Genomic DNA, 25,026 nt, shown 5'->3' on the forward strand with positions numbered 1-25,026 from the left:
CTGATGAAAAACTAGAAGCTAAATGTTCTGCTGACTGATGCCACAATGCGGGCATCTGCTCTGTCGAGATCCATGGTGGTATCTTCTGCCGCCAAGGAAAAATCAAACCCCTGATAAGAAGTCAGGTAAGCCAGTCGCCAGTGATAATAGTCGTTATTGCCGTCCCAGCTCCATGCTTGTTCATCATGGCTGTTTGAGCGGTCTCCACTAATGCGAATGGTGTGACCCGGCGCCACTTCAAAAGAATGGGCCAGCATAATAATTGAGTGCCCACCACCCAATCCGAAATAATCCCAGCTATACCAGAAGTTGAGCTCTGTATTACCCAGTTTATTGCCGTGATTAAAGCTGGCGTAGACTTCCGGGTAATTGTAGTCGCTGCTGTAGTCGGCGCCGTGGTAAGTGTAATAAGCAATACCGGTATCCAGACTCAGGCTGTCGGTCAGCTCCTGGTAATAACCCGTGTATCCGTCCCACTCCAGTTTGGTTTCATCACCGGCATAGTCAATGTTAGACGCCCAGGTGCCCGCATACCAGCCATTGTCGGCGCTGTAGTCTATGCTGCCCTGCAAAGCAGGGTTGTTCTGTGTTTGGCTCACACCATTGAAGGTGTAGTCAGAATTTAACGAAACGGTGCCAGACCAATCGGCCTGGGCATCAGCGGCTACCAATAGACTGGTAGCTGCCAACGGTAATAGTGATTTAATTAATACTGCTTTTTTCATTTAATTAAGTGTCTCTATTTTAGTGAAATCAATTTTGTTTTCTTTTGGTGAAGCTTCGATATTGCTGACTTTTCTTGCTTTAGTGACAGCCATGTAACCGGCGCAAATGAAGAACAAGCCAATCACTAACGCGCCCACCCACTGGATTTTCAGGAAATCCAGCTGGAACAGCATGGTAAGTAAACTCAATACCACCACGTTGCCGATGATGTATTTGGCTTTGCCAAAACGGGCCACAGTGATATTCAGGTTGTCGGTGTACAGACGCACCAGTGAATCCAATGAATTCAGCACGAATGTGATACCTACAAAGGCCATGGCCAGGTTGTATAAGCCGCCCGTGGTCAAACCGTTATCGTGATAGAAGTATAGTACGGAGAACCAGGTGGCGATGGGGATCGACGGAAATATCAGCATTGCCGCCAGAACCTGATAGGTGCGTAAACCACCCACGAAACGGGAGGTAAACTGACCAATCATGATGCTCCAGGCAAACCACCAGAACAGATAGAATTCGTGATAATCGTTCAGTGGCAACAGAAACTGTTCAATATTGCCAAAGTAGTCGCCCATCATGGCGGTGGTGTTAATAAACGCACCTACCGAGCCGTTGTCACCTAAGAAGGCGCCTGCCCACATCAGCGCGATAAGGCCGATGAATAACCAGGTGGTCGACAAGCTTAAGATACGAACGTATTTCAAGCTGGTACTGGAATATACCGCCCCGCTAATTACCGCCAGAACAATAAGATAAAAAATACCCGTTCCCACGCTGGTGTCTTCCAGTGAAGGCAAGTACCAGGGCAAATTTGCCAGTAGTAAATAAGCGGTGAAGGCACAGGTACCAATGATCACCACGTTATTGATGAACTTTACCCAGGGGATCTCGAAAAACTTCACCCGCGGTTCAATCACGCAAAAATAGAAACAGGTAAGGAAATAGAAGCTCCAAATCAAAAAACCCCAGAACCCGAACTCTATGGCTAACGGGTTGGCAAAACTGTATTCCGGGCTGGTGGCAGTATCGGCGTAACCGGCAAATTCAGTAAGCGGGAACATGATCAGGCCCACATCGAGCCCAGAGGTAAACAAAATAGCGATAAACGTTAATGTGCGAACCGGGGTAACACCGACACAGCGGATGCGGCCCCATTTCAACAGGATAAAGGCGATAGACGCGTACGTGAATATCAGCCCGGCGGATAACCAGGTGGTCATAATTTCTCCCAAGTTAAATGCTGTTCGAGCGTAAACTGGCGAGTAACCCTTACGGATTAGCTCGCTGCTTAGTCTGCCAGTCCTGTTCCATCAGAACGGGTGTATCGGTCGCCGGTGGTAATGCAGATTTGCCCAGAATTAAATCTGCGGCTCGCTCTGCAACCATAATTGTCGGCGAATTGAGGTTGCCGTTGGGAATGGTGGGGAAGATGGAGGAATCCACTACCCGCAAACCTTTCACGCCGTGTACCCGCGTTTGCGGATCCACTACGGCCATATCGTCTGTGCCCATTTTGCATGAGCACGAAGGGTGATAAGCACTTTCAACGTTCTGACGCACAAAGGCATCAATTTCTTCGTCGGTTTGTACGTGTTTACCCGGTTGGATCTCTTCACCGCGATAGGCAGATAACGCATCCTGACCAATGATTTCCCGTGTCAGTTTCACGCAATCACGGAAGCCTTCGCGGTCTTCCTCTTCAGCTAAGTAGTTGAACAGGATCTCTGGTGGCACGGTTGGATCTGCCGATGTCACCTTAATATGGCCGCGACTTTTTGGCTTGTTATGGCCAATGTGAACCTGGAAACCATGTCCTTTCACGGCACTCTTACCGTCGTAACGCATGGCTGCTGGCAAGAAGTGATACTGCAAATCAGGCCATTCAACGCCGGCTTTAGAACGAATAAAGCCGCAGGATTCGAAGTGATTGGTTGCACCCAGCCCCTTCTTTGTGAGGATCCAGCGAACACCAATTTTTAACTTGCTCCACCAGTCCAGCTTGCCGTTCAGCGTAATGGGCTTGTTGCAGCGGAACTGGAAATAAAACTCCAGGTGATCCTGCAGGTTCTGGCCCACGCCCGGAAGCGCATGTTTAACCTCAATGCCTGCCGACTTGAGGGTATCAGCGTCGCCCACACCAGAAAGTTGTAGCAGGTGAGGGGAGCCAACGGAACCAGCCGATAAAATCACTTCATCAGCAAAATACTCTTCCGTGTTGCCCTTGCGGGTTAACCGAACCCCTTTTGCGACTTTGTCGTCGATAAGGACTTTTTCAACCAGTGCATGAGTGATAACAGTAAGGTTACTGCGGCCCATGGCAGGACGAAGATACGCATTCGATGCCGACCAGCGTACACCGTCTTTAACCGTCATATGCATGGGGCCGAAGCCTTCCTGCAAAGCGCCGTTATAATCTTTGGTTTCGAAATAACCCGCTTCAACGCCCGCTTCGATAAAAGCAGAATAAAGCGGATTTTCCATGTTATTGCCGTTATTGGTGGCCAACGGCCCTTTGCCGCCACGATACTCGTCGCCGCCAAACGCCCAGCTTTCCGCCTTTTTAAAATACGGCAGACAGTGGGCATAGCTCCAGTCGGTGGCACCGTGTTGTTCCCACTCATCAAAATCTTTGGCATGACCGCGCACATACACCATGCCATTAATCGACGAAGAGCCGCCAAGCACACGACCACGGGGGCAGTGCATTTTACGATTATCCAAATGAGGCTCTGGCTCGGTTTCAAACTGCCAGGCATACTTTGTCGTGTTCATCGGAATAGACAGTGCAGTAGGCATCTGAATAAAGATGCTTTTATCACTCCCCCCATTCTCAATGAGCAATACGTTGTGGTCGCCGCTTTCAGTAAGACGATTGGCTAACACGCAACCTGCTGAACCGGCACCGACAATAATATAATCAAACTTCTGCATCAGACCTCCTGAATTAAAACGGGCTTTCTACATCAGACATGCCGATGTAAACCGCTTTGGTCTGGGTGTAGTGATACAGGGTTTTCAACCCATTTTCGCGACCAATACCCGACTGCTTATAGCCGCCAACCGGCATTTCAGCCGGTGATGCACCGTAGCTGTTAATCCAGCAAATACCGGCTTCCATCTGATGGATAACGCGGTGTGCACGGGTGATGTCTTTGGTGAAAACGCCTGCTGCGAGACCAAGGTGTGTGTCGTTCGCCCGGGCGATCACTTCGTCTTCGTCGTCGAAGGTTAATACCGACATCACCGGACCGAAAATTTCTTCCTTCACAATGGTCATATCGTCGGTGCAGTCAGTGAAAATGGTCGGTGCAACAAAATAACCGTTTGGCGCAGATGCGGGTTTAAGTGCGTGTCCACCGGTTACCAGCGTCGCGCCTTCATCTTTACCTTTCTGGATATAATCCATCACCAGGTTACGGTGCTTCTCAGAGATCAATGCTCCCAGATTCGTAGCAGGGTCCATCGGATCGCCGGCAACGATGTTCTGTTCAGTGCGTTGCTTAAGTTTTTCGATGAACTCGGCATAAACACGCTTATGTACGAAAACCCGGGTACCGTTGGTACACACTTCGCCTTGGGTGTAAAAGTTCGCGAGCATGGCGGCAGAAACCGCATTGTCTACATCCACATCATCAAAAATGATGAGTGGCGATTTGCCGCCTAACTCCATGGTGACGTCTTTCAATGAAGAAGCAGAGCTCGCCATGACTTTTTTACCTGTACCCACTTCGCCAGTGAACGATACTTTGGCAATTTCAGGGTGCGCGGTTAGCCAGGCACCCACTTCACCGTCGCCCTGAACTACGTTGAACACACCTGCGGGTACACCCGCTTCAATGAAGATCTCAGCCAGCTTGAGTGCGCCCAGCGGGGTTTCTTCTGAGGGCTTAAAAATCATCGCATTTCCGCAGGCCAATGCCGGTGCAGATTTCCAACAGGCAATTTGCAGCGGATAGTTCCAGGCACCGATACCGGCACAAATCCCAAGGGGTTCCTGACGGGTGTAGTAGAAGTCGCCGCCTAAATCTTGTTGATTACCTTCGATGGAAGGCGCAAGGCCAGCAAAGAACTCGATGCTGTCTGCACCGGTTACCACATCGACCACCGACGCTTCCTGCCAGGCTTTACCCGTATCCAGAACTTCAATTTTTGCCAGCTCGTCATTGCGTTTACGCAATAAGGCAACCGCTTTCAACAAAATGCGGCTACGTTCCATTCCTGACATTTTTTTCCAAACAGCAAAGCCTTCCTGGGCGCTTTCCATTGCTGCCTGTTTGACATCATCACAAGCTTTTTCCATTTGATAGGCCACTTCACCGGTGGCGGGGTTAATGACATCAAAGGTTTCACCTGTGCTATTGGCCAGGTATTTACCATGTACGAAATTCTGGTAGCGGGGTAACGACATTAAATGCTCCGAAATTAACAAATTAGTTTTGCAATAAATTGCTTACAAAGGCGCTCACTTGCCACAAAGTCAGGATTCGATTCCTGACTCAGTGCACTGCGCAGCCAAAACCCGTCAATCATTGCAGCGGTTGCCTGAGCCGCTTCGATAGCCTGATCCTTCGGCATGAGTTGTCGGAATGAGAACCGTAAGTTGCTCAACAAACGTTGGTTGTTGATGTGCTGTAGTCGCGCCAGTTCAGGCACGTGCAGCGACTGTTCCCAAAAACTTAACCAGGCTTTAGTAGCAGGCTCTGAGCGTTGAAACACACTGAAGTTACTTTCAACAATCAGATTAAGGCGCTCAACCGGCGACAAGGTTTGCCCAGCCGTTTTTTCGACCAGAACATGATTTAGCTTGTCCAGTAAATGACGCACTGTGGCTTCGATTAACTGCTGCTTACCACCAAAATAGTGATTAATGATCCCAGACGATAAGCCCGCTTTTTTACTGATAGTAGTAATGGTTGTGTGATACAGACCAAACTCATCAATTGAAGCCAACGTGGCTTCAATGAGCTGTTGCTTTCGTATAGGTTTCATTCCGACTTTAGGCATAATTTTTTATTGATTGACCGTTCAATTAAAATAAAGCTTAATGATTTGAGTTGAATCTATCAAGTGTTGCCTATGGCGAAGTTATGTGTGTTTCAATTAATGCTCTAATCATTTTTCAGTGTAATTACATTGTTTATTAATGGTTTTTTCATTGGTTAAAACGCTTCATTAAATTAATTAAAATAATTTGAGCTTGTTTCTTATTGAGTGTTTTTTGTGCGGGTGGGTGAAGGTTTTGAACCGAATTGCACAGCAAAATGTGAAAATCCGGGCACGAAATTGATACTTCATGCCCTGGGCAACGGTGAAAGCTTAACTACCCGAAAATATGAAAGCAGAGTAAGGCGTCATGTGGATCATGTTGTCATTAAGAGAAACGGAATCTGTAGTGAGGCCATCCTGCCAGCCAAACAGGCACTGTGCATCTGGTGGAATATTATTGAGGCGGTATTGTTCAGTATCAGAACCCGATAAGTTGATGAACACATAGACAGCTTTGTCATCAAGCCCATTGGTGCGTTTGAAGCCCAGTACTTTATGTTCATCGTCCTGGTGAATAATTTCAGCCGTTCCGCCGGTAAGGGCTGCGCTGTTGCCATTGCTGTTTGTTCGCAGTGCCATGAGGGTAGCAAACGCCTGGGCGTATTCAGCGAAGCGTTCCTTGCGTTCCCAGTCTATGTCATGACTGTCGTCGAACCAGCCAGACTCTTTAAAATCCTGCCCTTGGAATAGCATGGGTACACCCACTGAAGTGAGAACCAGAACGCCGGCGAGGATGCCTTTCTGCCGGGCATAGTAGTTATCATCCACATTGCCTGGTGCCACTTCCTCTACCAATCTAGCCTGACCGTTTGCCACTTCATCGTGGGATTCGGTGTAAACCACCCGGGCGAACGGGTTGTTACTAATGATGTTTGTCACCGAAGAGGCCACCGTATTCAAATCGACATAACTGTCTTCCGTTTTTGTCAGTGCATCACGGATAGGGTGAACAAAGCCAGCGGCCCATTGAGAAGTGTAACCGCAACCCCCTTCTTCAACCGGGTTGGTGATGTATTCGTGGGAGTGTAAGTCTTCAGCGATGGTCATCTTATCTGGATGCGCCTGGTGGACTTGTTGGTTTATGGTTCGGATTAAATCGTAGGCTTCTGGAATATCATCCTCGCCGTTATCGGCACCAGACACGCTACGCATATAGGGCACCATGTCCATGCGCAGGCCATCGGCATGAAACTCATTCACCCACATTAATGCGTTGTCGGTGAGATAGTCGCGTACTTCCTGACGGCCGTAGTCGGGGCGTGTGTCGCCCCAGGGGGTGGCGCTACGGTAGTCGTTGTAAAAATAAATACCGCCTTTATCATTTTCCTGCCAGCCATCAAACTGCCAGATATCCAGATCACTGGGGCCAAGGTGGTTATACACAACATCGAGTACGACACCCATGCCCAGCCCATGTGCCGCATCAATAAATTCTTTCAGTCCGTCCGGGCCGCCATAGGCTTCTTCCACAGCGTAAGGATAAGCCGGGTTGTATCCCCAGCTAATGTCGCCGGCAAACTCATTAACCGGCATCAGCTCAATGATATTGATGCCCAGTTTTTTTAGTTCGGGTAACTTTTCAATAGCCGTTGCGAAAGTACCGTGGCCGTCCTTCGGTTTATGAAAGGTGCCAATGTGCATTTCGTATATTACCCGTTCGTGGATGGGAGGGGCTTTAAAAGGGGAATGCTCCCAGGGAAAGTCATCGTCGTAGATAACGCTGTTACCCACACTATTCGTTAACTTGCGCGCCCGTGGATCATTCTTTACCAGCCGCTCATCTTGTCGCGTTGTAATGATGAACTTATATTCCTGGCCGTTTTCTGCATTATCGATACAGCCATACCACACGCCACCGTCGGTTGCATTCAGTGCCGTTCCGTTATCGTTCCAGCCATTAAAAGTACCTGTTACTGCCACCGCTTTTGCGTTGGGGGCCCAAACCGCAAACTGGTAGCCTTTCGCTACGGGTGAAACGCCGAGTAATCCGTTAAATGAAGACATTGATAGGCTCCGAAAAGAAGGTAATAAAGGAAGTGATTAACTACTATCACTCGCAGAGCAAAGAAGATGCCGCAAAATGGCGTTTGTGTATTATCGAGAGGCTTTTAATTACGGCGTGAAACCAACTGATTTTGTTTACTTTTTTAGAATAGCTGTGAATGTGTCGATTGGGAGGAAGCTGATGGGAATATTGTGACGGGCAAAATTTACCGGCACGCAAAGCAAAAACTTCCCGGTGGGTGAGTGTTGCTTAGGATGATTGTTTTGCCACATTGCAATATGGCATGTCAGTTTTGCGCCCTTATTAGGACTAAATTTTCTGATTTGGCGGTGTTTTACCCAGAAAAAGCAAAATCGCGGTTGACAGTTAGACGTCTATACGGCAAATTGTCGCTATGAAAACAATTATTAGCACCACCGGCATGATGATTATTACCACCTCGTTGAGGGCGGTCGCTGGCTAGTGCGCATAAGCAAACAGACATCGAAAGCCCGCCCCCCAACAAGGAGCGGGTTTTTTTTTACGCAATTAAGCGTTGATGTAGCAAAATAAAACCGAAAGGAGCATTACATGAAAGTCTTAAAGTTTGGTGGATCTTCTCTGGCCGACGCAACACGTTATCTTCGCGTTACCGAGATTTGTATGACCGCCCACCAAACCGAGGGCGCAGCCGTAGTGCTCTCTGCCCCGAAGGGCGTCACTAACGCGCTGTCGCTGCTTTGCGATCAGGCCGCCGCCGGCGAAGATTTCAACCCATTGTTCACCAAGCTGGATGAGCTGGTAAACGGTATCGCCAAAGAACTCGATGAAACCCTTACTGGTTTCCCTTTTGAAAAGGTTTCTACTTTTATTGCCAGCCGTTTAGGCATCTTAAAACAGCAGCTCGAAGGTATTCGTTTGCTGGGCACCGCGCCAGATTCAGTGGCGGCAGAAATTCTCAGCCTTGGCGAATACATCAGTGTGTCTATGTTTGGCGGTATTCTTGAAAGCAAAGGTGTAGCCAATCAGCTTATCGACCCGGTGGATTACGTACTGGCAAATGGCGAGTACCTCGACAGCATCGCTGATGTGGCATTAAGTAAGGCCCGCTTTAGTGAAGTGGCTAGCGACGGTAGCGTGTTCCTGGTAATGCCAGGGTTTGTTGCCGCCAATGACGATCGCGAAAAAGTAACGCTGGGCCGTAACGGTTCTGACTATTCTGCAGCGATTTTGGCAGCGTGTATCGATGCATCGTGCTGTGAAATCTGGACTGATGTTGACGGGGTATATAACGCCGATCCGAATCAGGTGGAAGGCGCGGTGCTGCTTGATAAATTGACGTACCAGGAAGCCATGGAACTGTCTTACTTCGGCGCTAAAGTACTGCATCCGAAGACCATTGGTCCCATCGCTCAGCACCACATTCCTTGTCTTATCAAAAATACTTTAAACCCAGCGGCACCAGGCACGCTCATCAGCAATGAAAAGAGTGAAATCTGGACCTCCGTAAAAGGTATTTCCCAGCTTGATAATGTGACCATGTTTAATGTAGCCGGCCCTGGCTTGAAGGGCATGGTTGGCATGGCGAGTCGCGTATTTGAAGTAATGAGCAATGCGAATATTTCCATTAGTCTCATCACGCAGTCCAGCTCTGAGTACAGCATCAGCTTCTGTATTCAGGAAAAAGATGCCGTACGTGCCCAGCACCTGCTGGAAGATGCCTTTACCCTTGAGCTACAAAACCAGCTGCTTGATCAAATTGAAGTCCGTCATGACCTGGCCATTGTTACGCTGGTGGGTGACGGTATGCGTCAGACCAAAGGTTTGGCAGCTCGCTTCTTCGCTGCGTTGTCGCAGGCGCGGGTAAATAACGTTGCTATCGCGCAGGGCTCGTCTGAACGTTCTATCTCCACTGTGATCGAAGCGAAAAAAGCGAAGAAAGCCGTTCGCGTGATCCACCAGAATTTCTTCTCAGATCGTCACACCATCGACGTATTCCTAGTTGGCTGCGGCAATGTGGGTACAGAGTTGCTGGGTCAGATTGCCCGTCAGCAACCCGCACTATTGAAACGTAATATTCAACTGCGCGTGTACGGTATTGCTAACAGCCGTAAATTGCTGCTCGACAGCAACGGCATTGATGTGGCTGGCGACTGGAAATCACTGCTGGCTGAGTCTTCCGAAACGCTGAGCGTAGACCGTCTGCACCAGTTTGCTAACGATAACAGCCTGGTAAACCCAGTGATAGTTGACTGTACCAGTCACGAAGCAGTGGCAATACAGTATGTCGACATGATGGAGCAGGGCTTCCACGTGGTGACACCAAACAAGAAAGCCAACACCGACACCATGGCTTACTATAAAAAGCTGCGTCGCACGGCACAGAACACCAACCGTCAGTATCTGTATGAAACAACGGTAGGTGCCGGTTTGCCGGTTATCGATAACCTGCAAAAGCTATTTGCAGCCGGTGACGTACTGCACCAGTTTGAAGGTATTTTGTCTGGTAGCTTGTCGTATGTATTCGGAAAGCTGGAAGAAGGCATGAGCCTGTCTGAAGCCACCACTGCAGCGAAATCGAATGGTTACACTGAGCCAGACCCACGTGACGACTTAAGTGGTATGGACGTTGCCCGTAAACTGCTTATTATGGCTCGTGAAGCTGGTCTTGCGCTTGAGTTGTCAGATATCGAAATTGAATCGGTACTGCCTGCAGGTTTTGCTGAGGGCGCATCTATTGATGAATTCATGCAGCAGTTACCAGAATTGGATGCGGAGTTCGGCAAGCGTGTTGATGCTGCTAAAGCAGATAACAGCGTGCTGCGCTATATCGGTAGCATCAATGGTGACAAGTGCCGGGTAACCATTCAGGCGGTACCCTTGTCTCATCCATTGGCGGCAGTGAAAGACGGCGAGAACGCGCTGGCAATTAGCAGTGATTATTATCAGCCAATTCCTTATGTAATTCGTGGTTATGGTGCCGGTGGTACGGTAACAGCGGCGGGTGTATTTGCAGATATCCTGCGTACCATGCCGTGGAAACAAATGGCGCTGTAATTAAAGGATAGTAGTATGAAAACAACCCGCGCTTACGCGCCTGCCTCAATTGGCAATGTTAGTCTGGGTTTTGACGTTCTGGGTGCCGCGCTGGCACCTGTGGACGGCACAGAACTTGGCGATGTGGTGGAAGTCAGCGATGCTGCCGAATTCACGCTGACTTGTACCGGCGCTTTTGCCCACAAATTACCGCCAGGTGCTGACAACAATATCGTGACACTTTGCTACGCACATTTTTTTGAAGAAATGGTGAAAGCGGGCAAAGAAACCCATCACGTAGCGATGACGCTACATAAAAACCTCCCTATTGGCAGTGGACTCGGCTCCAGTGCCAGTTCCATTGTTGCTGCTTTCCATGCATTGAACGCACATTTCGACTGCCCGTTTGATGAAAACGCGCTACTGTTGATGATGGGCGAACTGGAAGGGCAGATCAGCGGCAGTATTCACTATGACAATGTGGCGCCATGCTATTTGGGCGGCTTAACGCTGATGACCGGCAATGATGCGAAAGTTACCGTCCAGTTGCCAACCGTGAAAAGCTGGTATTGGGTGGTATGTTACTCTGGAATTAGTGTGTCTACGTCGGCAGCCCGCAATATTCTGCCAAAAGAAGTGGCCATGGCTGATACGTTAACCTTTGGTCGTCAGTTGGGTGTGTTTGTGCATGCCTTACATGCTGGCGATACCGATTTGGCTGCCAGCGTAATGCAGGATGTTATTGCAGAACCCTATCGTAAATCGTTACTGCCGGGGTTTGATGATGCCCGTGCGTTCAGCATGGAAAACGGCGGCCTGGCATTTGGTATTTCTGGCTCTGGTCCTACCGTGTTTGCCGTGTGTGACGACGCAGATAAAGCCGAGGCAATTCGCGAGTGGCTTCAGGCTAATTATGTACAAAACGAAGATGGCTTCAGCCACGTTTGCCGCATTCCTGAAAAAGGCGCGGTAGAACAGCAAGTGAAAGGATAAAGGTATCCCAAGTGGAATTAGTAAATTTAAAAGTAGCATCTGATACAGCATCATTTTCTGGAGCTGTAAAACGTGGTTTGGGTCAGAATCAGGGCCTGTATTTTCCTACCAGTATTCCTAAACTGGAAGACATTGACGCACTACTGGAAAAACCGTTTGTAGAGCGCAGCGTTGAAGTGCTCACTGCCCTTATCGGTGATGAGCTGGGCGAGGGCACGCTGCAGGAAATCGTTGAAGCGGCTTTCACGTTTCCAGCGCCGGTTGTCAGCGTAAACGACAAAGTGGCAACGCTGGAACTGTTCCACGGCCCGACGCTGGCGTTTAAAGATTTTGGTGGCCGTTTCATGGCACAAGTGCTGTCTCGTATCAGTCATGGCGAGCCAATCACTATCCTTACAGCAACCTCGGGTGACACGGGCGCAGCGGTTGCCCATGCTTTCCACGGTATTCCAAACATCAACGTGGTCATCCTGTTCCCTAAAGGCAAAATCAGCCAACTGCAGGAAAAACTGTTTACTACGTTGGGTGATAACATTCACACGGTTGCTATCGAAAGCGATTTCGATGCCTGTCAGGCGATGGTTAAAAACGCGTTTGACGATCCGGATGTACGCGAAGGTCTGCACCTTAACTCTGCCAACTCAATCAATATCAGCCGTCTGCTGGCACAGGTTTGCTACTACTTTGAAGCCGTAAGCCAATTAACTGCCGAGCAGCGTGAAGAGCTGGTATTCTCCGTACCTAGCGGCAACTTTGGTAACCTGACTGCGGGTATGATTGCCAAGTCTATGGGTCTGCCAATTAAGCGTTTTGTGGCTGCAACAAACCTTAATGATACGGTTCCCCGTTACCTGAAAACCGGTGAGTGGGCGCCAAATCCTACCGTCGCAACCATGTCTAATGCCATGGACGTAAGCCAGCCAAACAACTGGCCACGTATTGAAGCGCTTATTGAGCGCGGATACCTGGATAAAGACTGCCTCCGCGGCGAATGTGTTGATGAAGAGTACACGCAAATTGCCATGCGTCAGTTGGCGCAGCAGGGTTACACCAGCGAACCACATGCCGCTATCGCTTATCGTGCTGTGAGCCACGATTTGAGTGACAGTGAATATGGCGTGTTCCTGGGAACCGCACACCCGGCTAAATTCCGCGAAACCGTGGAAAACGTTCTGGGTTCACCGTTAAGCCTACCTCAGGCACTGGTAGACTGCTCAAGCAAAGAAAGTCAGGCGGTGCCATTACCTGCTGACTACGAGGCGCTGAAAGCGCACATGTTCTCTATTTTAAAATGAGTTCATGGCATGAAGTGCTTAGCCCCGAAAAGGCTAAGCCTTATTTTGTCGAACTGATGGCGAAGGTGGATAAGGCCCGGCAGGAAAAAACAGTTTATCCACCCGAGCAAGATGTGTTCAATGCCTTTGCGATGACACCGCTGGATGAAGTGAAAGTGGTGATCCTGGGGCAAGACCCTTATCACGGTGCCGGTCAGGCACATGGTCTGAGTTTCTCGGTACAGGACGGCGTTAAAATTCCGCCCTCACTAAGAAATATCTATAAAGAACTCGCCACCGATATCAACGGATTCAGCATCCCGCAGCACGGTAATCTGACAAGCTGGGCAGAGCAGGGCGTGTTGCTTCTTAACACGGTGCTTACTGTGGAGGAGGCGAATGCAAACAGTCACGCCAAGTTCGGTTGGGAGACATTTACTGATGCCGTTATCGACGCAGTAAATTGTCGCACCGACGGCGTGGTGTTTATGTTGTGGGGCAGCCACGCGCAGAAAAAAGGGGCGAATATCGACAGTCAGCGCCATCTGGTACTGACATCACCGCATCCGTCACCACTTTCCGCTCGTCGTGGTTTTTTCGGGTGTCAGCATTTTAGCCAGGCAAATACGTGGCTAAAGCAACACCAGAAAACACCCATCACGTGGCAGGTTTAACTAAACCTCTACCCTGGTCTAATAAAGCAAAACGGCCACCTGTTTCCAGGTGGCCGTTTTCGTTTTATCTTTCCATGGTTTCCAGTTCGTACTCAAACCCGTAATCGATTTCTGCCAGTTCCTTTTCCAGTTTGAATCGGTCCTGCAGAGCTTCGATTTCTCTCCACTTTCTTTTCTTGCTTTTAGTTTTAGCCGGAGTTTCTTCAATATTTAACATTGCAAACAGATCTGACTTATCCACTGGGATCTCCTTTTATACACCACTAACATCAGTGCCAGAATTGAATGTTTTTTCATCCTTCTGACTACTTTTGTATCACAGTCAACACGATAATAAAATGATAAAGTTTACTTTTTATTAACAAATTGTGACGGTTGTATGACATCGTGTGGATTTGCCCAATGAAAACGGCCAGTAAAAACCGGCCGTTTGTCAGATGCACCATGTCTGGTTTAACCCAGCTTAACTTTCCTTAAGTTGGTGCATTGGCGTTTCTGAATCGACTAATGAGTTGCTGGGTTGATGCATCAAACGTATCGCTTTCTACTTCACCCTGGATGCCAGCAAGTACCTGATTACCGAGTACTTTGCCAAGCTCAACGCCCCATTGGTCAAAGGAGTTCACCTGCCAGATAACGCCCTGGACAAATACCTTATGCTCATACATTGCAACGAGTGCGCCAAGTGTTTGCGGATCGAGCTTTTCGAACAAAATAGTGTTGCTCGGTTTGTTGCCCGGCATGGTTTTGTGTTGTGCCAGTGCGCTGCGCGCTTCTTCTGAAAGCCCTTTGCCTTCTAAATCGGCGTAACACTCATCAAAGGTTTTACCCTGCATAAGCGCTTGAGTTTGACCGAAGCAGTTAGACGCTAACATTGCATGATGCGTGTCGTTCTGATTCGGTACATTCAGCGGAAGCATAAAGTCTGCGGGGATCACAGAGGTGCCCTGGTGGATGAGCTGGTGGAAGCTGTGCTGGCCATTGGTGCCTTCGCTGCCCCAGATAATCGGGCCAGTTTGCCAGTCAACAACGTTGCCTTCTAGTGTGACCTGCTTACCATTACTTTCCATATCGAGCTGCTGTACATAAGCAGGCAGGCCGCGCAGGTAATGATAGTAGGGCAGCAGTACGTGAGATTGGGCATCGAAGAAGTTGCGATACCACACGCCCAGCGTTGCCAGGATCACCGGTAAGTTGCTCTCAAATGGTGCAGTGCAGAAATGTTTGTCCATTTCGTGTGCACCTTCCAGCAGGCCTTTGAAGTTTTCAAAGCCCAGTGCCAGTGAGATAGGTAAACCGATTGCAGACCACAGTGAATAACGACCACCTACCCAATCCCACATTGGGAAGATATTTTCTTCGGCAATACCAAATTCAGTCGCGGCTTTAACATTAGAGGACACCGCCACGAAATGTTTCGCGATATCTTCTTGCTTACCACCTTCACCTAAAAACCAGGCTTTGGCAGTTAATGTATTTTGCAGGGTTTCCTGCGTCGAGAATGACTTTGAAGACATCACGATGAGGGTTTCTTCGTGATCGACACTGGCAAGCACATCGTGAATGTGACAGCCATCAACGTTGGCAACAAAGTGCACTTTCACTGCGTCACACGTATACGGCTTGAGTGCCTCGGTCATGATTTTGGGGCCAAGGAATGAGCCGCCGATGCCAATGGCAACGATTTGCTTAATGACTTTCCCGGTATAACCCTTATGCTCGCCCGAATGAATAGAGGCTGTGAAGGCTTCAATTTTATCCAACGTTGCCAGAACTTCAGGCATCACATCTTCGCCATCAACCACAACTGGTTTGCCACTAAAGTTACGTAAAGCGGTGTGCAACACGGCACGGCCTTCGGTGCTGTTAATTGCTTCACCGCTGAACATTGCTTCGCGGTGTGCTTCTACACCCTGGGCTTTTGCCAGAGTGAACAGTTCGCCTAGCACTTCATCCGTTACGCGGTTCTTTGAGTAGTCAACGAACAGGCCACAGGCTTCAACCTGCATTTTATCTGCCCGTGATGGGTCGCTATTAAACCAGTCACGCATGTGCGTGTCGCTGATGCTTTTAGCCAGTCCGGAAAGCTTCTCCCAGGCTGGCTGTTGGGTAAAATCTGTCATCGTATTTCCAATTCCGAATAGTAAAAAGGCCTGTTACTCGATTAACAGGCCTCTAAGGCAATTACTGACCAAGCTTTTCTTTCAGCATGGTCTCCAGTTTTTCCTGGTCTGCCGCAAAATTACGGATACCTTCAGCCAGTTTCTGGGTTGCCATGGCGTCTTCGTTCATGTCCCAACGGAAACCTACTTCGTCAAGTTTCGCGCCTGGTGTAGCGGTTGCACCATTATCTTTCAGTTTCACTGGCAGTTCGTCAGTGTTGTTTTTCAGTTCTTCCAGCAGATTCGGGCTGATAGTTAAACGGTCACAGCCGGCCAGAGCCTGAATTTCACCGATGTTACGGAAACTCGCACCCATCACCACGGTGCTGTAACCATGCTCTTTATAGTAGTTATAGATGCGGGTTACGGAAACTACACCTGGATCTTCGTCTGCAGTGTATTCTTTCTTGTCTGTGTTGGCTTTGTACCAGTCGAGAATACGGCCTACAAACGGGGAAATCAGATACACACCTGCCTCGGCACAAGCTCGGGCTTGGGCAAAGCTGAACAGCAGTGTCAGGTTACACTGAATGCCTTTTTGCTCAAGAATCTCAGCGGCCTTGATGCCTTCCCAGGTCGACGCGATTTTGATCAGGATTTTAGATTTGTCGATGCCTTCATCATTGTACAGCTCAACCAGGCGCTCTGCCTTGGCGATGGTGGCGTCGGTGTCGAAAGACAAACGCGCATCAACTTCTGTAGAAATGCGACCTGGAATAACACCTGAAATTTCTTTACCAATGGTGACGGCCAGTTTATCAGACGCATCAGTTAATTGCTGCGCAGGATCTTGAGATTGCAGTTTCGCCCAGGCTACTGCGTCGTCGATATAACCGGCGTACTCTGGAATACCCGCCGCTTTAAGCAGTAGTGAAGGGTTGGTGGTAGCGTCTACCGGCTCGTATTTTTTGATCGCTTCAATGTCGCCAGTATCGGCAACAACCGTGGTAATTTCGCGCAGCGCGTCTAATTGATTGCTCATCATTGCTCTCTGAATAGGTGTTTTAAATAAAACGAACAGCCGGCTGCGTTGTGCAAACCCGCTGGTAGAATTCTGGGGTTGTGAATAACTAAATCAACCCTAATGTAGAGTTTGTATGTCCGGGAGATTAAACCAGATCGAATTTAGTAAATTTATAACAGACTGGCGCTATAAATAACACCGTAATGGGTGAAAATGTACGGCTAAAACGAAGAATGGTAATCACGTTAATGCAGTAAACCTGTTCACCGATGGGGCCGTATTTTGTGGTAACCTTTATGGCATGCCTAACCGGTGGCAATACAGCGGTGCGGACGAATTGAATTAAAGAGGAATTAGAATGTTAGTAGTGGTATCACCGGCGAAAAATCTCGACTTCGAATCGCCGGTTCCGGTTACAACCTATACGCAGCCAGAGATGTTGTCTTCGGCAGAAAAACTAGCCGAAACCTGTAAGAAATTAACACCGGCTGATTTGTCTTCACTTATGAAGATCAGTGACAAACTGGCGACGCTGAATGCAAACCGCTTCGATTCTTTCAGCACGCCGTTCACTAAGGACAATGCGCGACAAGCGCTTTATGCGTTCAACGGCGATGTATACACCGGGCTAGATGCTTACTCTTTAAAAGATAAAGACGTGGAATATGCGCAAGATCATCTGCGTATTTTGTCTGGGCTTTACGGCTTGCTGAAACCGCTGGATTTAATGCAGCCATACCGGTTGGAAATGGGTACAAAGATGGAAAATCCCAAAGGTAAAAACCTCTATGAATACTGGGGTTCAGACATTACCACTGCATTGAATAAAGCCCTTGAAGCGCAAGGTGACAATGTGCTGGTAAATTTAGCATCCAACGAGTATTTTAAGTCGGTGAAGGCAAAATCCTTAGACGGCATGATTGTTACGCCGCATTTCAAAGATTTAAAGAACGGTCAGTATAAGATCATCAGTTTCTTCGCCAAGAAAGCCCGTGGTCTCATGGCGCGCTACATCCTTGAAAATCAGGTTGAGGATGTCGCAGGTCTGAAAGCGTTTAATGTGGCAGGGTACTACTTTTCCGAAGAACAAAGCAGCGATACGGATTTAGTTTTTCTTCGCGATGAAGCCGAATAGGCTTCATCAATACGCTTCAGGTTAGCTGTAAATTCGTTTTTGATATCATATCTGTCATCAGTCGATTAGCTAACCTCATCAATACGTTTCAATTTGTCCGGCAGTGCCTTTTTCAGATAGCGATAACGCCATCCAGCACCTAGCACCACTACAGCATTCGCGAGCAGTTGGGTAAGCCACAGTGTCCAGGTGGCATAAAGCGTGATATTGATGATTGCCAGAAGCAATAATCCCAGCCACATCACAGCACAGGCAATAAAGCTGACTTTCCAGTAATGAACTTGCTTATGCAGCGCGTTTTTTTCAAAGTTCAGCATGCTGTTAACATCTGCCGTTTGCATCGTCCATTGTTTGTGGCGCAGGCGGAACGACCATACTGTAAAAGCTAGCGGAACCGGCAGTAAACAGGCAATTAAAATAAATTGGCCGGTACTTTGTACGTCAAATATCAGGGTATACAGAACGAATAGTGTCACTGTCACAGCGCCGGCAACATCGGCAAACGCTTTCCACTTCATTTTTTGTCTGGCACGGCGGGTTCTTTGAATCAACGCCTCGGTATCAACCTTGGGCGTGTTCGCTTTAAATGCCTGCTGCCATTGTTCAATTTGCGGGTCCATTTATCAGCTCCTGTTCATCAGCTTTGCTAGTTGCTGCTTAGCTCTGCTGGCGCGCTGCGCTACGGCATCTTCGCTGAGCCCTAGTGTTGTGGCAATTTCAGGGAACGAGAAGCCTTCAAGCTGCAGTGCAATAACCTGGCGATAATTGATTTTCAGTTTGTGAAGTCCACTCATGAGATCCAAAACCTGTTCATGGCTATTGGCTGGCGTAGAAAAAGTGTCAGACGATTCATCATATTCCTTACTCGTTGCATGCCTGCGCTGTTCCTTAATGACATGGTCGACGGCCCGGTTGTGAGCAATTCTTGCGATGTAGGTTTTCAGAGTGGATTCTTCCCGAAACTGATTTTTGCTACCTTCGGTGCTATCCAGCGCCCGCCATACCAACAGAGAGATATCTTGAATAAGATCTTCTTGTAATGCCGTGTCTTTCTCGTAAGTTGCCGCGACCCGCGCAATTAGTAGTGCGAAGTCTCTCAGCAGGCGTGTGATATCGGGCGCTTTCAAGGTTTATTACTTACTAAGTGCTAAGAGGTGCGTGTATCCAGCGTATAGAGCGCAACTCATCAGCGGGCCGAAAATGATGACAGAAAGGATAATGTACGGCGCGGCAAACAAGATAAGCGCATAGCCAATACCGATGATCAGTAGTGGTTTCCATGCCTTGGTGAAAAAGTGAATGCTTTCTGAAATAGCTTTCATAACACGCTGATTTTCCAATAGTATCCTTGCAGGTGCAAAAGATAACAGTAGCATCAGAGGCATTGCGGAAGCAAATACGAGTCCGAGTTGCCAACGTGCAACCTCGGTTTGTTTCATGTGCAGTAAGAGATCTATAGCATCAGGCCCAATCACTAACATGGCTACGCCAAATTGCATGGCTGCCATAGCAATACCCGTTAAGCCAAATAACGCTACAGATGACCAGTTGCCGGAAGAGAACGCCGATTTAAAAGAGAACTGCCCCGTGAGATTGATATGATGCAGAAGTGGCCAAAGTAAGGCTACGGCCGCTGCTCCAAACCATTTCGACGTGATGATACTGTATGGAGCCGGTAGCAACTGGATGAACCCGCTAAGCAGCATGGGTAACATCGCGAAGAGGATAATTTTTACTGGTGATTTACGTAGCAGCGCAAAGCCCTCTTTTAACCATTGCCAACCGGTAGCATAAGTAAACGCGGCCTTGGCTTTATTGCCGGAAGTCATTGCGGATTGCTGTTGCATTACGGAAGTTGTCATGGGTAATCCCTCATTAAAGTTACATTCCTTGTCAGATACACACTGCCTCTAACAAGCTTTATGTTTTCGATATCCCCATAGACGATGACGCTTCAATAATCCTGACAAATTTTTTAAATTTTTTTTCCTGGGGGCTATTTTTATCGAAAATAAAACCTGCTACCCAGAGTGGTGAATTGCGGTGATAACCTGTAATGGCTTATGCTAAGTACAGTCAATGCAGCCTCAGCAAGGGGCAGTTCAACAGACCCATCAGGAGAAATGGCAATGTATACACTTTATGGATTTCCGCGCACTCGCTCAGTGCGTGTGGCTTGGGCACTGGAAGAGTTGGGTTTACCCTACGAATACAAATTGATAAATCTCAGAAAAGGCGAGCACAAAAGTGTGGATTTTCTGGCGTTAAACCCTGCCGGGAAAATTCCAACTCTGCTAACCGAAAACGGGCCAATGAGTGAGTCAGCCGCTACCGTTACCTGGTTGATGGACAAGCACGGCTACCAGGAGTTTATGCCGACACTGGGCAGTACCCAGCGCATGCTCTATGAACAGGCGATGATGTTTCTGGTGGCAGAACTCGAGCAACCTCTTTGGAATATGGCAAAACACGATTTTGCTTTACCGGAACAATACCGCATCGAGAAAATGCAGGACGTGGCAAAATTTGAATTCTCAGTGGCACTGAAAACCTTTGCCGAGTTGTTGGGCGATCAGGGCTACCTGACCGGTCATATGTTTACCGGTGTTGATATTGTCGCGGGTCATATTCTCTCTTGGGCCAAGGGCAACAAGCTCGACCTCACTTACGATAACGTGAAAGCCTACGCTGAACGCGTGCTGGGCAGACCATCATATGAAGCTGCCTGGAAAAATGAGACCAGCTATCTTCCCGTTGAATAACCACATAGCATGAAGCGCTGATTGACAAGCTTGGTCTGCAGAATATTTTTAATGCAGGCCGAGTGCTTCGACACGTTTAGTCCTTTCCGATACCTTCCCTGACTTTTCTCTAATCGCTGAATGGTGCGTTTTTACGCCGTTTTTTGCCGCGCAATAGCGTTCAAACTCTGTCTACAAATAACCATCCGCGAAATAATCAATAGGTGATTACCTCTATCAATTTGAACAAATCGGATAAAGCGACGGGAATCATGAACATGTCTAGGTATTAATAATTGTTAATGAAAATTTTAAGGTCATTTAAGTGAATGAATAAACTTTATGGTCCAGATTACGTTAAAAGATTGTTAATTTTGTTTTACCAGACGGAGAGATTCATGAAATTATACAAGCTAGCGATCATGGGCAGCGCAGTGATGCTATCAGCATGCGGCAGCGACAATGATGACGATCCTATCGAAACACCTGTAGAGCCAACCTTCACGGCTACCACCACATACAATATCGATTTAAACGGCATGCAGTCGGTACCAATGACAGGCTCGATGCAAATGGCGACAGCGACCGTGGAGGTCGATGAAAACCTCATGCAAATTCGTGCTTCTGTAGATATCAGTGGTGTGGATGGGGTGACGGCTGTGCACATTCACGATGGCGATATTGGGATGAATGGCGATGTGGCTTTTGGTTTTGAAATGGATGGCGACGACGCTTACACCCTTGCAGAAACCGACGTTACCAGCGAACTAATCGAAGATCTGGCAGACGGCGACTGGTACATCAATGTTCACACAGAAACCTTTGAAAACGGAGAAGTCCGCGGTCAAATCATATCAGATGATATGGCCATCGTTACCTTCAAAATGAGTGGAAAACAGGAGGTACCAGCGGTATCTACCATGGCCGACGGTTACGTTTATGCCCTGGTTTCAACCACCACCTACGACCTTGATCTGGTCGTTTATACCGAAGATTTAGATGATGCCAGCGCTGCGCACATTCATACGGGACGCATTGGTACCAATGGGGACGTCTTAGTTGCCCTTGAACAGTCAATGGATGACATGACAATGTGGATGACGCCCGAAGGCACCATGATTGACGAAGACATCCTCGCGGTGCTGGTATCCGGCGGGCATTATGTCAACGTACATTCTCCTGACTTCCCAAGTGGTGAAATTCGCGGGCAAATCCTGACAGACAATTATGCTTTAGCGACATTTGCCTTATCTGGCGCGCAGGAAGTACCCGCTGTAATGACCGACGCCTTCGGCAGTGGCTATGCGTTGGTTAACACCGATGATTACGGCTTAGAACTCAAAGTCGTTACCGAAGGTGTAGACGATGCCACCATGGCACACATTCACACCGGTCGGGTGGGTATGAATGGTGACGTGCTGGTCGCGCTTGAGCAATCGGGTAGTGATGCCGGTACCTGGATGACGCCAGAAAATGCCATGATCGACGAAGAGACTTTTAACGTGCTGGCTTCCGGCGGTCATTATGTAAATGTTCACACCAACGATAATGCGGGTGGTGAGCTTCGCGGGCAGATCCTTACTGATGATTATGTTATCGCGACCTTCATGTTAGATGGCGAGCAAGAAGTGCCCGTGGTCGACACCATGGCAATGGGTCACGGCTATGCACTTGTGAATACATCAACCTACGCGCTGGAGCTGGTTGTCGATACAGAAGGCGTGGATGACGCAACAGGTGCACATATTCACACAGGTAACATTGGCATGAATGGCGACGTACTTGTGGCGCTAGAGCAGTCTGCCGATGATATGGGCATGTGGATGACGCCTGCTGAAACCATGATTGATGCGGATATCCTGGCGGTATTGGCTTCAGGCGGACACTACGTGAACGTGCATACGCCAGCAAACATGGGCGGTGAAATCCGCGGCCAAATCCTGACGCCGGAATACACCCTGGTAACCTTCCCATTAACCGGTGACCAACAAGTTCCTGCGGTAACGACTACAGCAACGGGCAATGGCTATGCGCTGGTGAACAGCATGACCTATGACCTGAGCCTGGTGGCCCATACCGAAGGTGTGGACGATGCCACCATGGCACACATTCATACCGGTGCTGCGGGAGAAAATGGCGATGTGCTGGTGGGTCTGGAACAGTCCATGGATGATATGGGTATGTGGATGACACCAGCAAATACCATGATCGATATGGATATTTACAATGTGCTGATTTCGGGTGGCCACTATGTGAACGTGCATACGTCAGCCAATCCTGACGGCGAGCTGCGCGGTCAGATTGAATAATTGGATCTGACAAACAACTTACCTAGGCCTGCGATTATGCAGGCCTTTTTCCATTCCGGCCTATATGATTATTCACGAACAAACGGAAACTTACCGCCACCCTGTTGGAGCGTGAAGCGGTCCACATCAATGCCAGACCCGTTGCTATCGAAAACGATTGTGATACGTGCTGGCTCAAAACGAAATTCAAAAGGAGAAAAAGGCGTAAGGGGAAGAGGGCCCTGGCCTGTCGCCTGCGCATATAGTTGATCATCTTTAACGAAAAAAGTGATTTTCAACGGTAAAGCATCAGAGGCAAATACGCCTTCAAAACGTTTTAATGAAGACGTGGTTAAGGTAATCGCTTGCTGAGAAAAATCAGGTATATCGAAATCGTTTCCATAGTAACTGCTGAACACAGCGATGTTAACGTCATTTAGTGGGTAATTAATGCCGTTTGTGAAAACGGCAACAGAAACATCGTCGTCTTCCTGAATCGCGGTATAGGATATGAACCCGTCAATAACGCCATCGTGACCATACAGGGTTTTATCATTAAACGGATACCGGGCCAGGCCAGAACCATATCCATCTTTAATCGTTTTCATTTTTGAAAGCGATGCGCTGGAAATAAGTTTACCTGCGAACAAACCAGACAGAAACTTCGCTACATCTGTGGGAGTAGAAATAATGGCGCCGGCGCCAAGAACCACAGAGTGGTCAGCTTCAGGGACACGTTGCCAGGTGCTCTGCTGGAACATGTGGGAGCGGGCTCTGTGGGTGTCATTCTTAACATCTCCAAACGTCGTTTCAGTCAGCGATAGTTTGTCCAGAATGTGCGACTGAAGTCGTGCCGCGTAGGCCTTTCCACTGATGTCTTCAATAATAAAACCAAGCAGCATATAAGCTGAGTTGGAATAGCTGGCTTTGCTGCCGGGCGTAAAATCACTGTCTAGGGACGCGAGAAGTTTCAGCATTTCCTGCTTGCTCTTCGGCACATAAGTGGTGGCGAAGAAGTTTGGTAAATCTGTGTAGTTATGAATGCCGCTACGATGGCTCAGCATCATGGCAATGGTGATGTCTTCAGCGTTTTTAATTTGCGGATAGAAGTTTGCAAGTGGCGTGTCGAGAGAGAGTTTGCCTTCTTCTATTAGCTGAAAAATCAGCGTGGCGGTGAAGGTCTTGGTAATTGAGCCAATGCGGTAGCGGGTGTGGATATCTGCCTTTTTATCCGCTTCAATATCGGCAAACCCCACTGCCTTCTGATAAATCGGTTGGCCGTGTTCGGTTACCGCCACACTTACCATCAGCTTGTCGTTAGCGGCGAGCGTTTCAAGCAATTGGTCGAGCTTTTTGCCGTCAAAACCCCATGAGGAAAAGCTGAAAATAACCAGAAAAACACTAAAGATAACACGTTTGTTCATGGTTGCTCCCTGCGCTGCCAAACGTAAAAGGCCGAACGTGAACCGTGCGGCATTGTAAGATTAGTTGCTACTCCACAAACATTTCCTGCTGAAATTTCAGCGTTTGTGTGTCGTTGCCCCGTTGCACTTCAATATTAAACCGAAAGGTTTCCCTGTCGTTGAACGACAGCGGTGCTAAATAATAAATCGCATCCTCTTCCTGCACCCGCTTAAACGTGAGCGATTTTACCGTGCCAAGCAAATTGGTAGCGGTGCCGCTAACAGAGACAACCTGCGCTTCTTTCGTGGCTTTGTCGAGCACAGAAATATTTACCAGCGCGTTATATTTGCTGCGCACAATGCCGTAGCTACGTGCGACCTCTGGGGTGAAAAAGGTGGTGTTTACCACGATGAAATGGACATCCCAATCGCCTAACTGCTTTTTCTGTTCGGCTGCTGCCTGACCACTTAACAACAGGAAGAACGCAGTAACAAGTGGAAGAAGATAAGCAATATGGCGTTGATTCATCATGATGTCCTTATTGATAACCCTTTAAAAAAGCTTAGCGCTAAAAAACGACCTGGCAATAAAAAAAAGGCAGC

General features: G+C 48.3%; 21 protein-coding genes. 7 read left to right on the plus strand and 14 right to left on the minus strand.

The window, feature by feature from the left end:
- Positions 1 to 11: 11 nt before the first annotated feature.
- The 6 genes from BFC18_RS07610 to BFC18_RS07635 all read right to left on the minus strand — a co-directional run bounded on the left by BFC18_RS07610 (position 12) and on the right by BFC18_RS07635 (position 7,773).
- On the minus strand, positions 12 to 725 hold the full coding sequence (locus BFC18_RS07610; protein ID WP_070124900.1) for a TorF family putative porin: 714 nt from the start codon (positions 723 to 725) through the stop codon (positions 12 to 14).
- Positions 726 to 1,943, minus strand: coding sequence for a BCCT family transporter (locus BFC18_RS07615; RefSeq protein WP_070124906.1), 1,218 nt, complete (start codon positions 1,941 to 1,943; stop codon positions 726 to 728).
- Between the two features lie 49 nt (positions 1,944 to 1,992).
- Positions 1,993 to 3,654, minus strand: a complete 1,662-nt coding sequence (gene betA, locus BFC18_RS07620; protein ID WP_070124907.1) for a choline dehydrogenase — start codon at positions 3,652 to 3,654, stop codon at positions 1,993 to 1,995.
- 13 nt (positions 3,655 to 3,667) lie between these two features.
- Positions 3,668 to 5,131 (minus strand): betaine-aldehyde dehydrogenase, encoded by a 1,464-nt coding sequence (gene betB, locus BFC18_RS07625; protein WP_070124909.1) that lies wholly within the window; start codon positions 5,129 to 5,131, stop codon positions 3,668 to 3,670.
- A gap of 14 nt (positions 5,132 to 5,145) precedes the next feature.
- Positions 5,146 to 5,727: a transcriptional regulator BetI gene (gene betI, locus BFC18_RS07630; protein ID WP_070124911.1), complete on the minus strand. Its 582-nt coding sequence runs from the start codon at positions 5,725 to 5,727 to the stop codon at positions 5,146 to 5,148.
- Between the two features lie 312 nt (positions 5,728 to 6,039).
- Positions 6,040 to 7,773: an alpha-amylase family glycosyl hydrolase gene (locus BFC18_RS07635; protein ID WP_070124913.1), complete on the minus strand. Its 1,734-nt coding sequence runs from the start codon at positions 7,771 to 7,773 to the stop codon at positions 6,040 to 6,042.
- Positions 7,774 to 8,344: 571 nt separating this feature from the next.
- On the opposite strand from BFC18_RS07635, the gene thrA reads away from it, so the two are divergent.
- The 4 genes from thrA to ung are packed head-to-tail and all read left to right on the plus strand — an operon-like array spanning position 8,345 to position 13,730.
- A complete protein-coding gene (gene thrA / locus BFC18_RS07640; RefSeq protein ID WP_070124915.1) occupies positions 8,345 to 10,810 on the plus strand; it encodes a bifunctional aspartate kinase/homoserine dehydrogenase I in 2,466 nt (821 codons plus the stop codon).
- A 15-nt stretch (positions 10,811 to 10,825) separates the two neighbouring features.
- Positions 10,826 to 11,782, plus strand: a complete 957-nt coding sequence (thrB, locus tag BFC18_RS07645) for a homoserine kinase (RefSeq protein ID WP_070124917.1) — start codon at positions 10,826 to 10,828, stop codon at positions 11,780 to 11,782.
- 11 nt (positions 11,783 to 11,793) lie between these two features.
- Positions 11,794 to 13,077 (plus strand): threonine synthase, encoded by a 1,284-nt coding sequence (gene thrC / locus BFC18_RS07650; protein ID WP_070124918.1) that lies wholly within the window; start codon positions 11,794 to 11,796, stop codon positions 13,075 to 13,077.
- Complete coding sequence (gene ung, locus BFC18_RS07655) at positions 13,074 to 13,730, plus strand: uracil-DNA glycosylase (protein WP_070124919.1); 657 nt, start codon at positions 13,074 to 13,076, stop codon at positions 13,728 to 13,730. Before thrC ends, ung begins: the two co-directional genes overlap by 4 nt.
- 64 nt (positions 13,731 to 13,794) lie before the next feature.
- Here the strand turns inward: ung and BFC18_RS21410 are convergent, their stop codons facing one another.
- The 3 genes from BFC18_RS21410 to tal form a co-directional block, all read right to left on the minus strand.
- Positions 13,795 to 13,971 carry a DUF3545 family protein gene (locus tag BFC18_RS21410; RefSeq protein WP_083272968.1) on the minus strand — a complete coding sequence of 59 codons (177 nt, stop codon included), beginning with the start codon at positions 13,969 to 13,971 and terminating at the stop codon, positions 13,795 to 13,797.
- A gap of 232 nt (positions 13,972 to 14,203) precedes the next feature.
- Positions 14,204 to 15,853 (minus strand): glucose-6-phosphate isomerase, encoded by a 1,650-nt coding sequence (gene pgi, locus BFC18_RS07660; RefSeq protein ID WP_070124922.1) that lies wholly within the window; start codon positions 15,851 to 15,853, stop codon positions 14,204 to 14,206.
- Positions 15,854 to 15,914: 61 nt separating this feature from the next.
- Entirely contained in the window at positions 15,915 to 16,874 is a 960-nt protein-coding gene (gene tal, locus BFC18_RS07665) for a transaldolase (protein ID WP_070124924.1), read from the minus strand.
- 340 nt (positions 16,875 to 17,214) lie between these two features.
- Between tal and yaaA the strand changes: the two genes are divergently transcribed.
- Entirely contained in the window at positions 17,215 to 17,991 is a 777-nt protein-coding gene (gene yaaA, locus BFC18_RS07670; protein ID WP_070124926.1) for a peroxide stress protein YaaA, read from the plus strand.
- Between the two features lie 65 nt (positions 17,992 to 18,056).
- Here yaaA and BFC18_RS07675 read toward each other — a convergent pair whose 3' ends face one another.
- Genes BFC18_RS07675 through BFC18_RS07685 form a run of 3 tightly spaced genes read right to left on the minus strand, consistent with a single transcriptional unit; the run spans position 18,057 to position 19,853 of the window.
- Complete coding sequence (locus BFC18_RS07675; RefSeq protein ID WP_070124928.1) at positions 18,057 to 18,611, minus strand: hypothetical protein; 555 nt, start codon at positions 18,609 to 18,611, stop codon at positions 18,057 to 18,059.
- Between the two features lie 3 nt (positions 18,612 to 18,614).
- On the minus strand, positions 18,615 to 19,118 hold the full coding sequence (locus tag BFC18_RS07680; protein WP_070124929.1) for an RNA polymerase sigma factor: 504 nt from the start codon (positions 19,116 to 19,118) through the stop codon (positions 18,615 to 18,617).
- 6 nt (positions 19,119 to 19,124) lie between these two features.
- Complete coding sequence (locus BFC18_RS07685; protein WP_139138971.1) at positions 19,125 to 19,853, minus strand: hypothetical protein; 729 nt, start codon at positions 19,851 to 19,853, stop codon at positions 19,125 to 19,127.
- A 267-nt stretch (positions 19,854 to 20,120) separates the two neighbouring features.
- On the opposite strand from BFC18_RS07685, the gene BFC18_RS07690 reads away from it, so the two are divergent.
- Positions 20,121 to 20,753: a glutathione S-transferase family protein gene (locus BFC18_RS07690; RefSeq protein ID WP_070124932.1), complete on the plus strand. Its 633-nt coding sequence runs from the start codon at positions 20,121 to 20,123 to the stop codon at positions 20,751 to 20,753.
- Positions 20,754 to 21,130: 377 nt separating this feature from the next.
- On the plus strand, positions 21,131 to 23,041 hold the full coding sequence (locus tag BFC18_RS07695; protein ID WP_211481018.1) for a CHRD domain-containing protein: 1,911 nt from the start codon (positions 21,131 to 21,133) through the stop codon (positions 23,039 to 23,041).
- 68 nt (positions 23,042 to 23,109) lie between these two features.
- Here the strand turns inward: BFC18_RS07695 and BFC18_RS07700 are convergent, their stop codons facing one another.
- A complete protein-coding gene (locus BFC18_RS07700) occupies positions 23,110 to 24,444 on the minus strand; it encodes a serine hydrolase domain-containing protein (RefSeq protein ID WP_070124933.1) in 1,335 nt (444 codons plus the stop codon).
- 67 nt (positions 24,445 to 24,511) lie between these two features.
- A complete protein-coding gene (locus BFC18_RS07705) occupies positions 24,512 to 24,955 on the minus strand; it encodes a DUF4426 domain-containing protein (protein ID WP_342670035.1) in 444 nt (147 codons plus the stop codon).
- Positions 24,956 to 25,026 lie beyond the last annotated feature (71 nt).

Origin of the sequence: Alteromonas confluentis (assembly GCF_001757105.1) — a bacterium.
In the GTDB taxonomy this organism is placed as follows: Bacteria; Pseudomonadota; Gammaproteobacteria; order Enterobacterales; family Alteromonadaceae; genus Alteromonas; species Alteromonas confluentis.

What these genes read in the sequence shown, in the direction of transcription:
- BFC18_RS07610 (WP_070124900.1), bottom strand. Translation starts at nt 725, where the DNA reads ATGAAAAAAGCAGTATTAATTAAATCACTATTACCGTTGGCAGCTACC.
- BFC18_RS07615 (WP_070124906.1), bottom strand. Translation starts at nt 1,943, where the DNA reads ATGACCACCTGGTTATCCGCCGGGCTGATATTCACGTACGCGTCTATC.
- betA (WP_070124907.1), bottom strand. Translation starts at nt 3,654, where the DNA reads ATGCAGAAGTTTGATTATATTATTGTCGGTGCCGGTTCAGCAGGTTGC.
- betB (WP_070124909.1), bottom strand. Translation starts at nt 5,131, where the DNA reads ATGTCGTTACCCCGCTACCAGAATTTCGTACATGGTAAATACCTGGCC.
- betI (WP_070124911.1), bottom strand. Translation starts at nt 5,727, where the DNA reads ATGCCTAAAGTCGGAATGAAACCTATACGAAAGCAACAGCTCATTGAA.
- BFC18_RS07635 (WP_070124913.1), bottom strand. Translation starts at nt 7,773, where the DNA reads ATGTCTTCATTTAACGGATTACTCGGCGTTTCACCCGTAGCGAAAGGC.
- thrA (WP_070124915.1), top strand. Translation starts at nt 8,345, where the DNA reads ATGAAAGTCTTAAAGTTTGGTGGATCTTCTCTGGCCGACGCAACACGT.
- thrB (WP_070124917.1), top strand. Translation starts at nt 10,826, where the DNA reads ATGAAAACAACCCGCGCTTACGCGCCTGCCTCAATTGGCAATGTTAGT.
- ung (WP_070124919.1), top strand. Translation starts at nt 13,074, where the DNA reads ATGAGTTCATGGCATGAAGTGCTTAGCCCCGAAAAGGCTAAGCCTTAT.
- pgi (WP_070124922.1), bottom strand. Translation starts at nt 15,853, where the DNA reads ATGACAGATTTTACCCAACAGCCAGCCTGGGAGAAGCTTTCCGGACTG.
- tal (WP_070124924.1), bottom strand. Translation starts at nt 16,874, where the DNA reads ATGAGCAATCAATTAGACGCGCTGCGCGAAATTACCACGGTTGTTGCC.
- yaaA (WP_070124926.1), top strand. Translation starts at nt 17,215, where the DNA reads ATGTTAGTAGTGGTATCACCGGCGAAAAATCTCGACTTCGAATCGCCG.
- BFC18_RS07675 (WP_070124928.1), bottom strand. Translation starts at nt 18,611, where the DNA reads ATGGACCCGCAAATTGAACAATGGCAGCAGGCATTTAAAGCGAACACG.
- BFC18_RS07685 (WP_139138971.1), bottom strand. Translation starts at nt 19,853, where the DNA reads ATGACAACTTCCGTAATGCAACAGCAATCCGCAATGACTTCCGGCAAT.
- BFC18_RS07690 (WP_070124932.1), top strand. Translation starts at nt 20,121, where the DNA reads ATGTATACACTTTATGGATTTCCGCGCACTCGCTCAGTGCGTGTGGCT.
- BFC18_RS07695 (WP_211481018.1), top strand. Translation starts at nt 21,131, where the DNA reads ATGAAATTATACAAGCTAGCGATCATGGGCAGCGCAGTGATGCTATCA.
- BFC18_RS07700 (WP_070124933.1), bottom strand. Translation starts at nt 24,444, where the DNA reads ATGAACAAACGTGTTATCTTTAGTGTTTTTCTGGTTATTTTCAGCTTT.
- BFC18_RS07705 (WP_342670035.1), bottom strand. Translation starts at nt 24,955, where the DNA reads ATGATGAATCAACGCCATATTGCTTATCTTCTTCCACTTGTTACTGCG.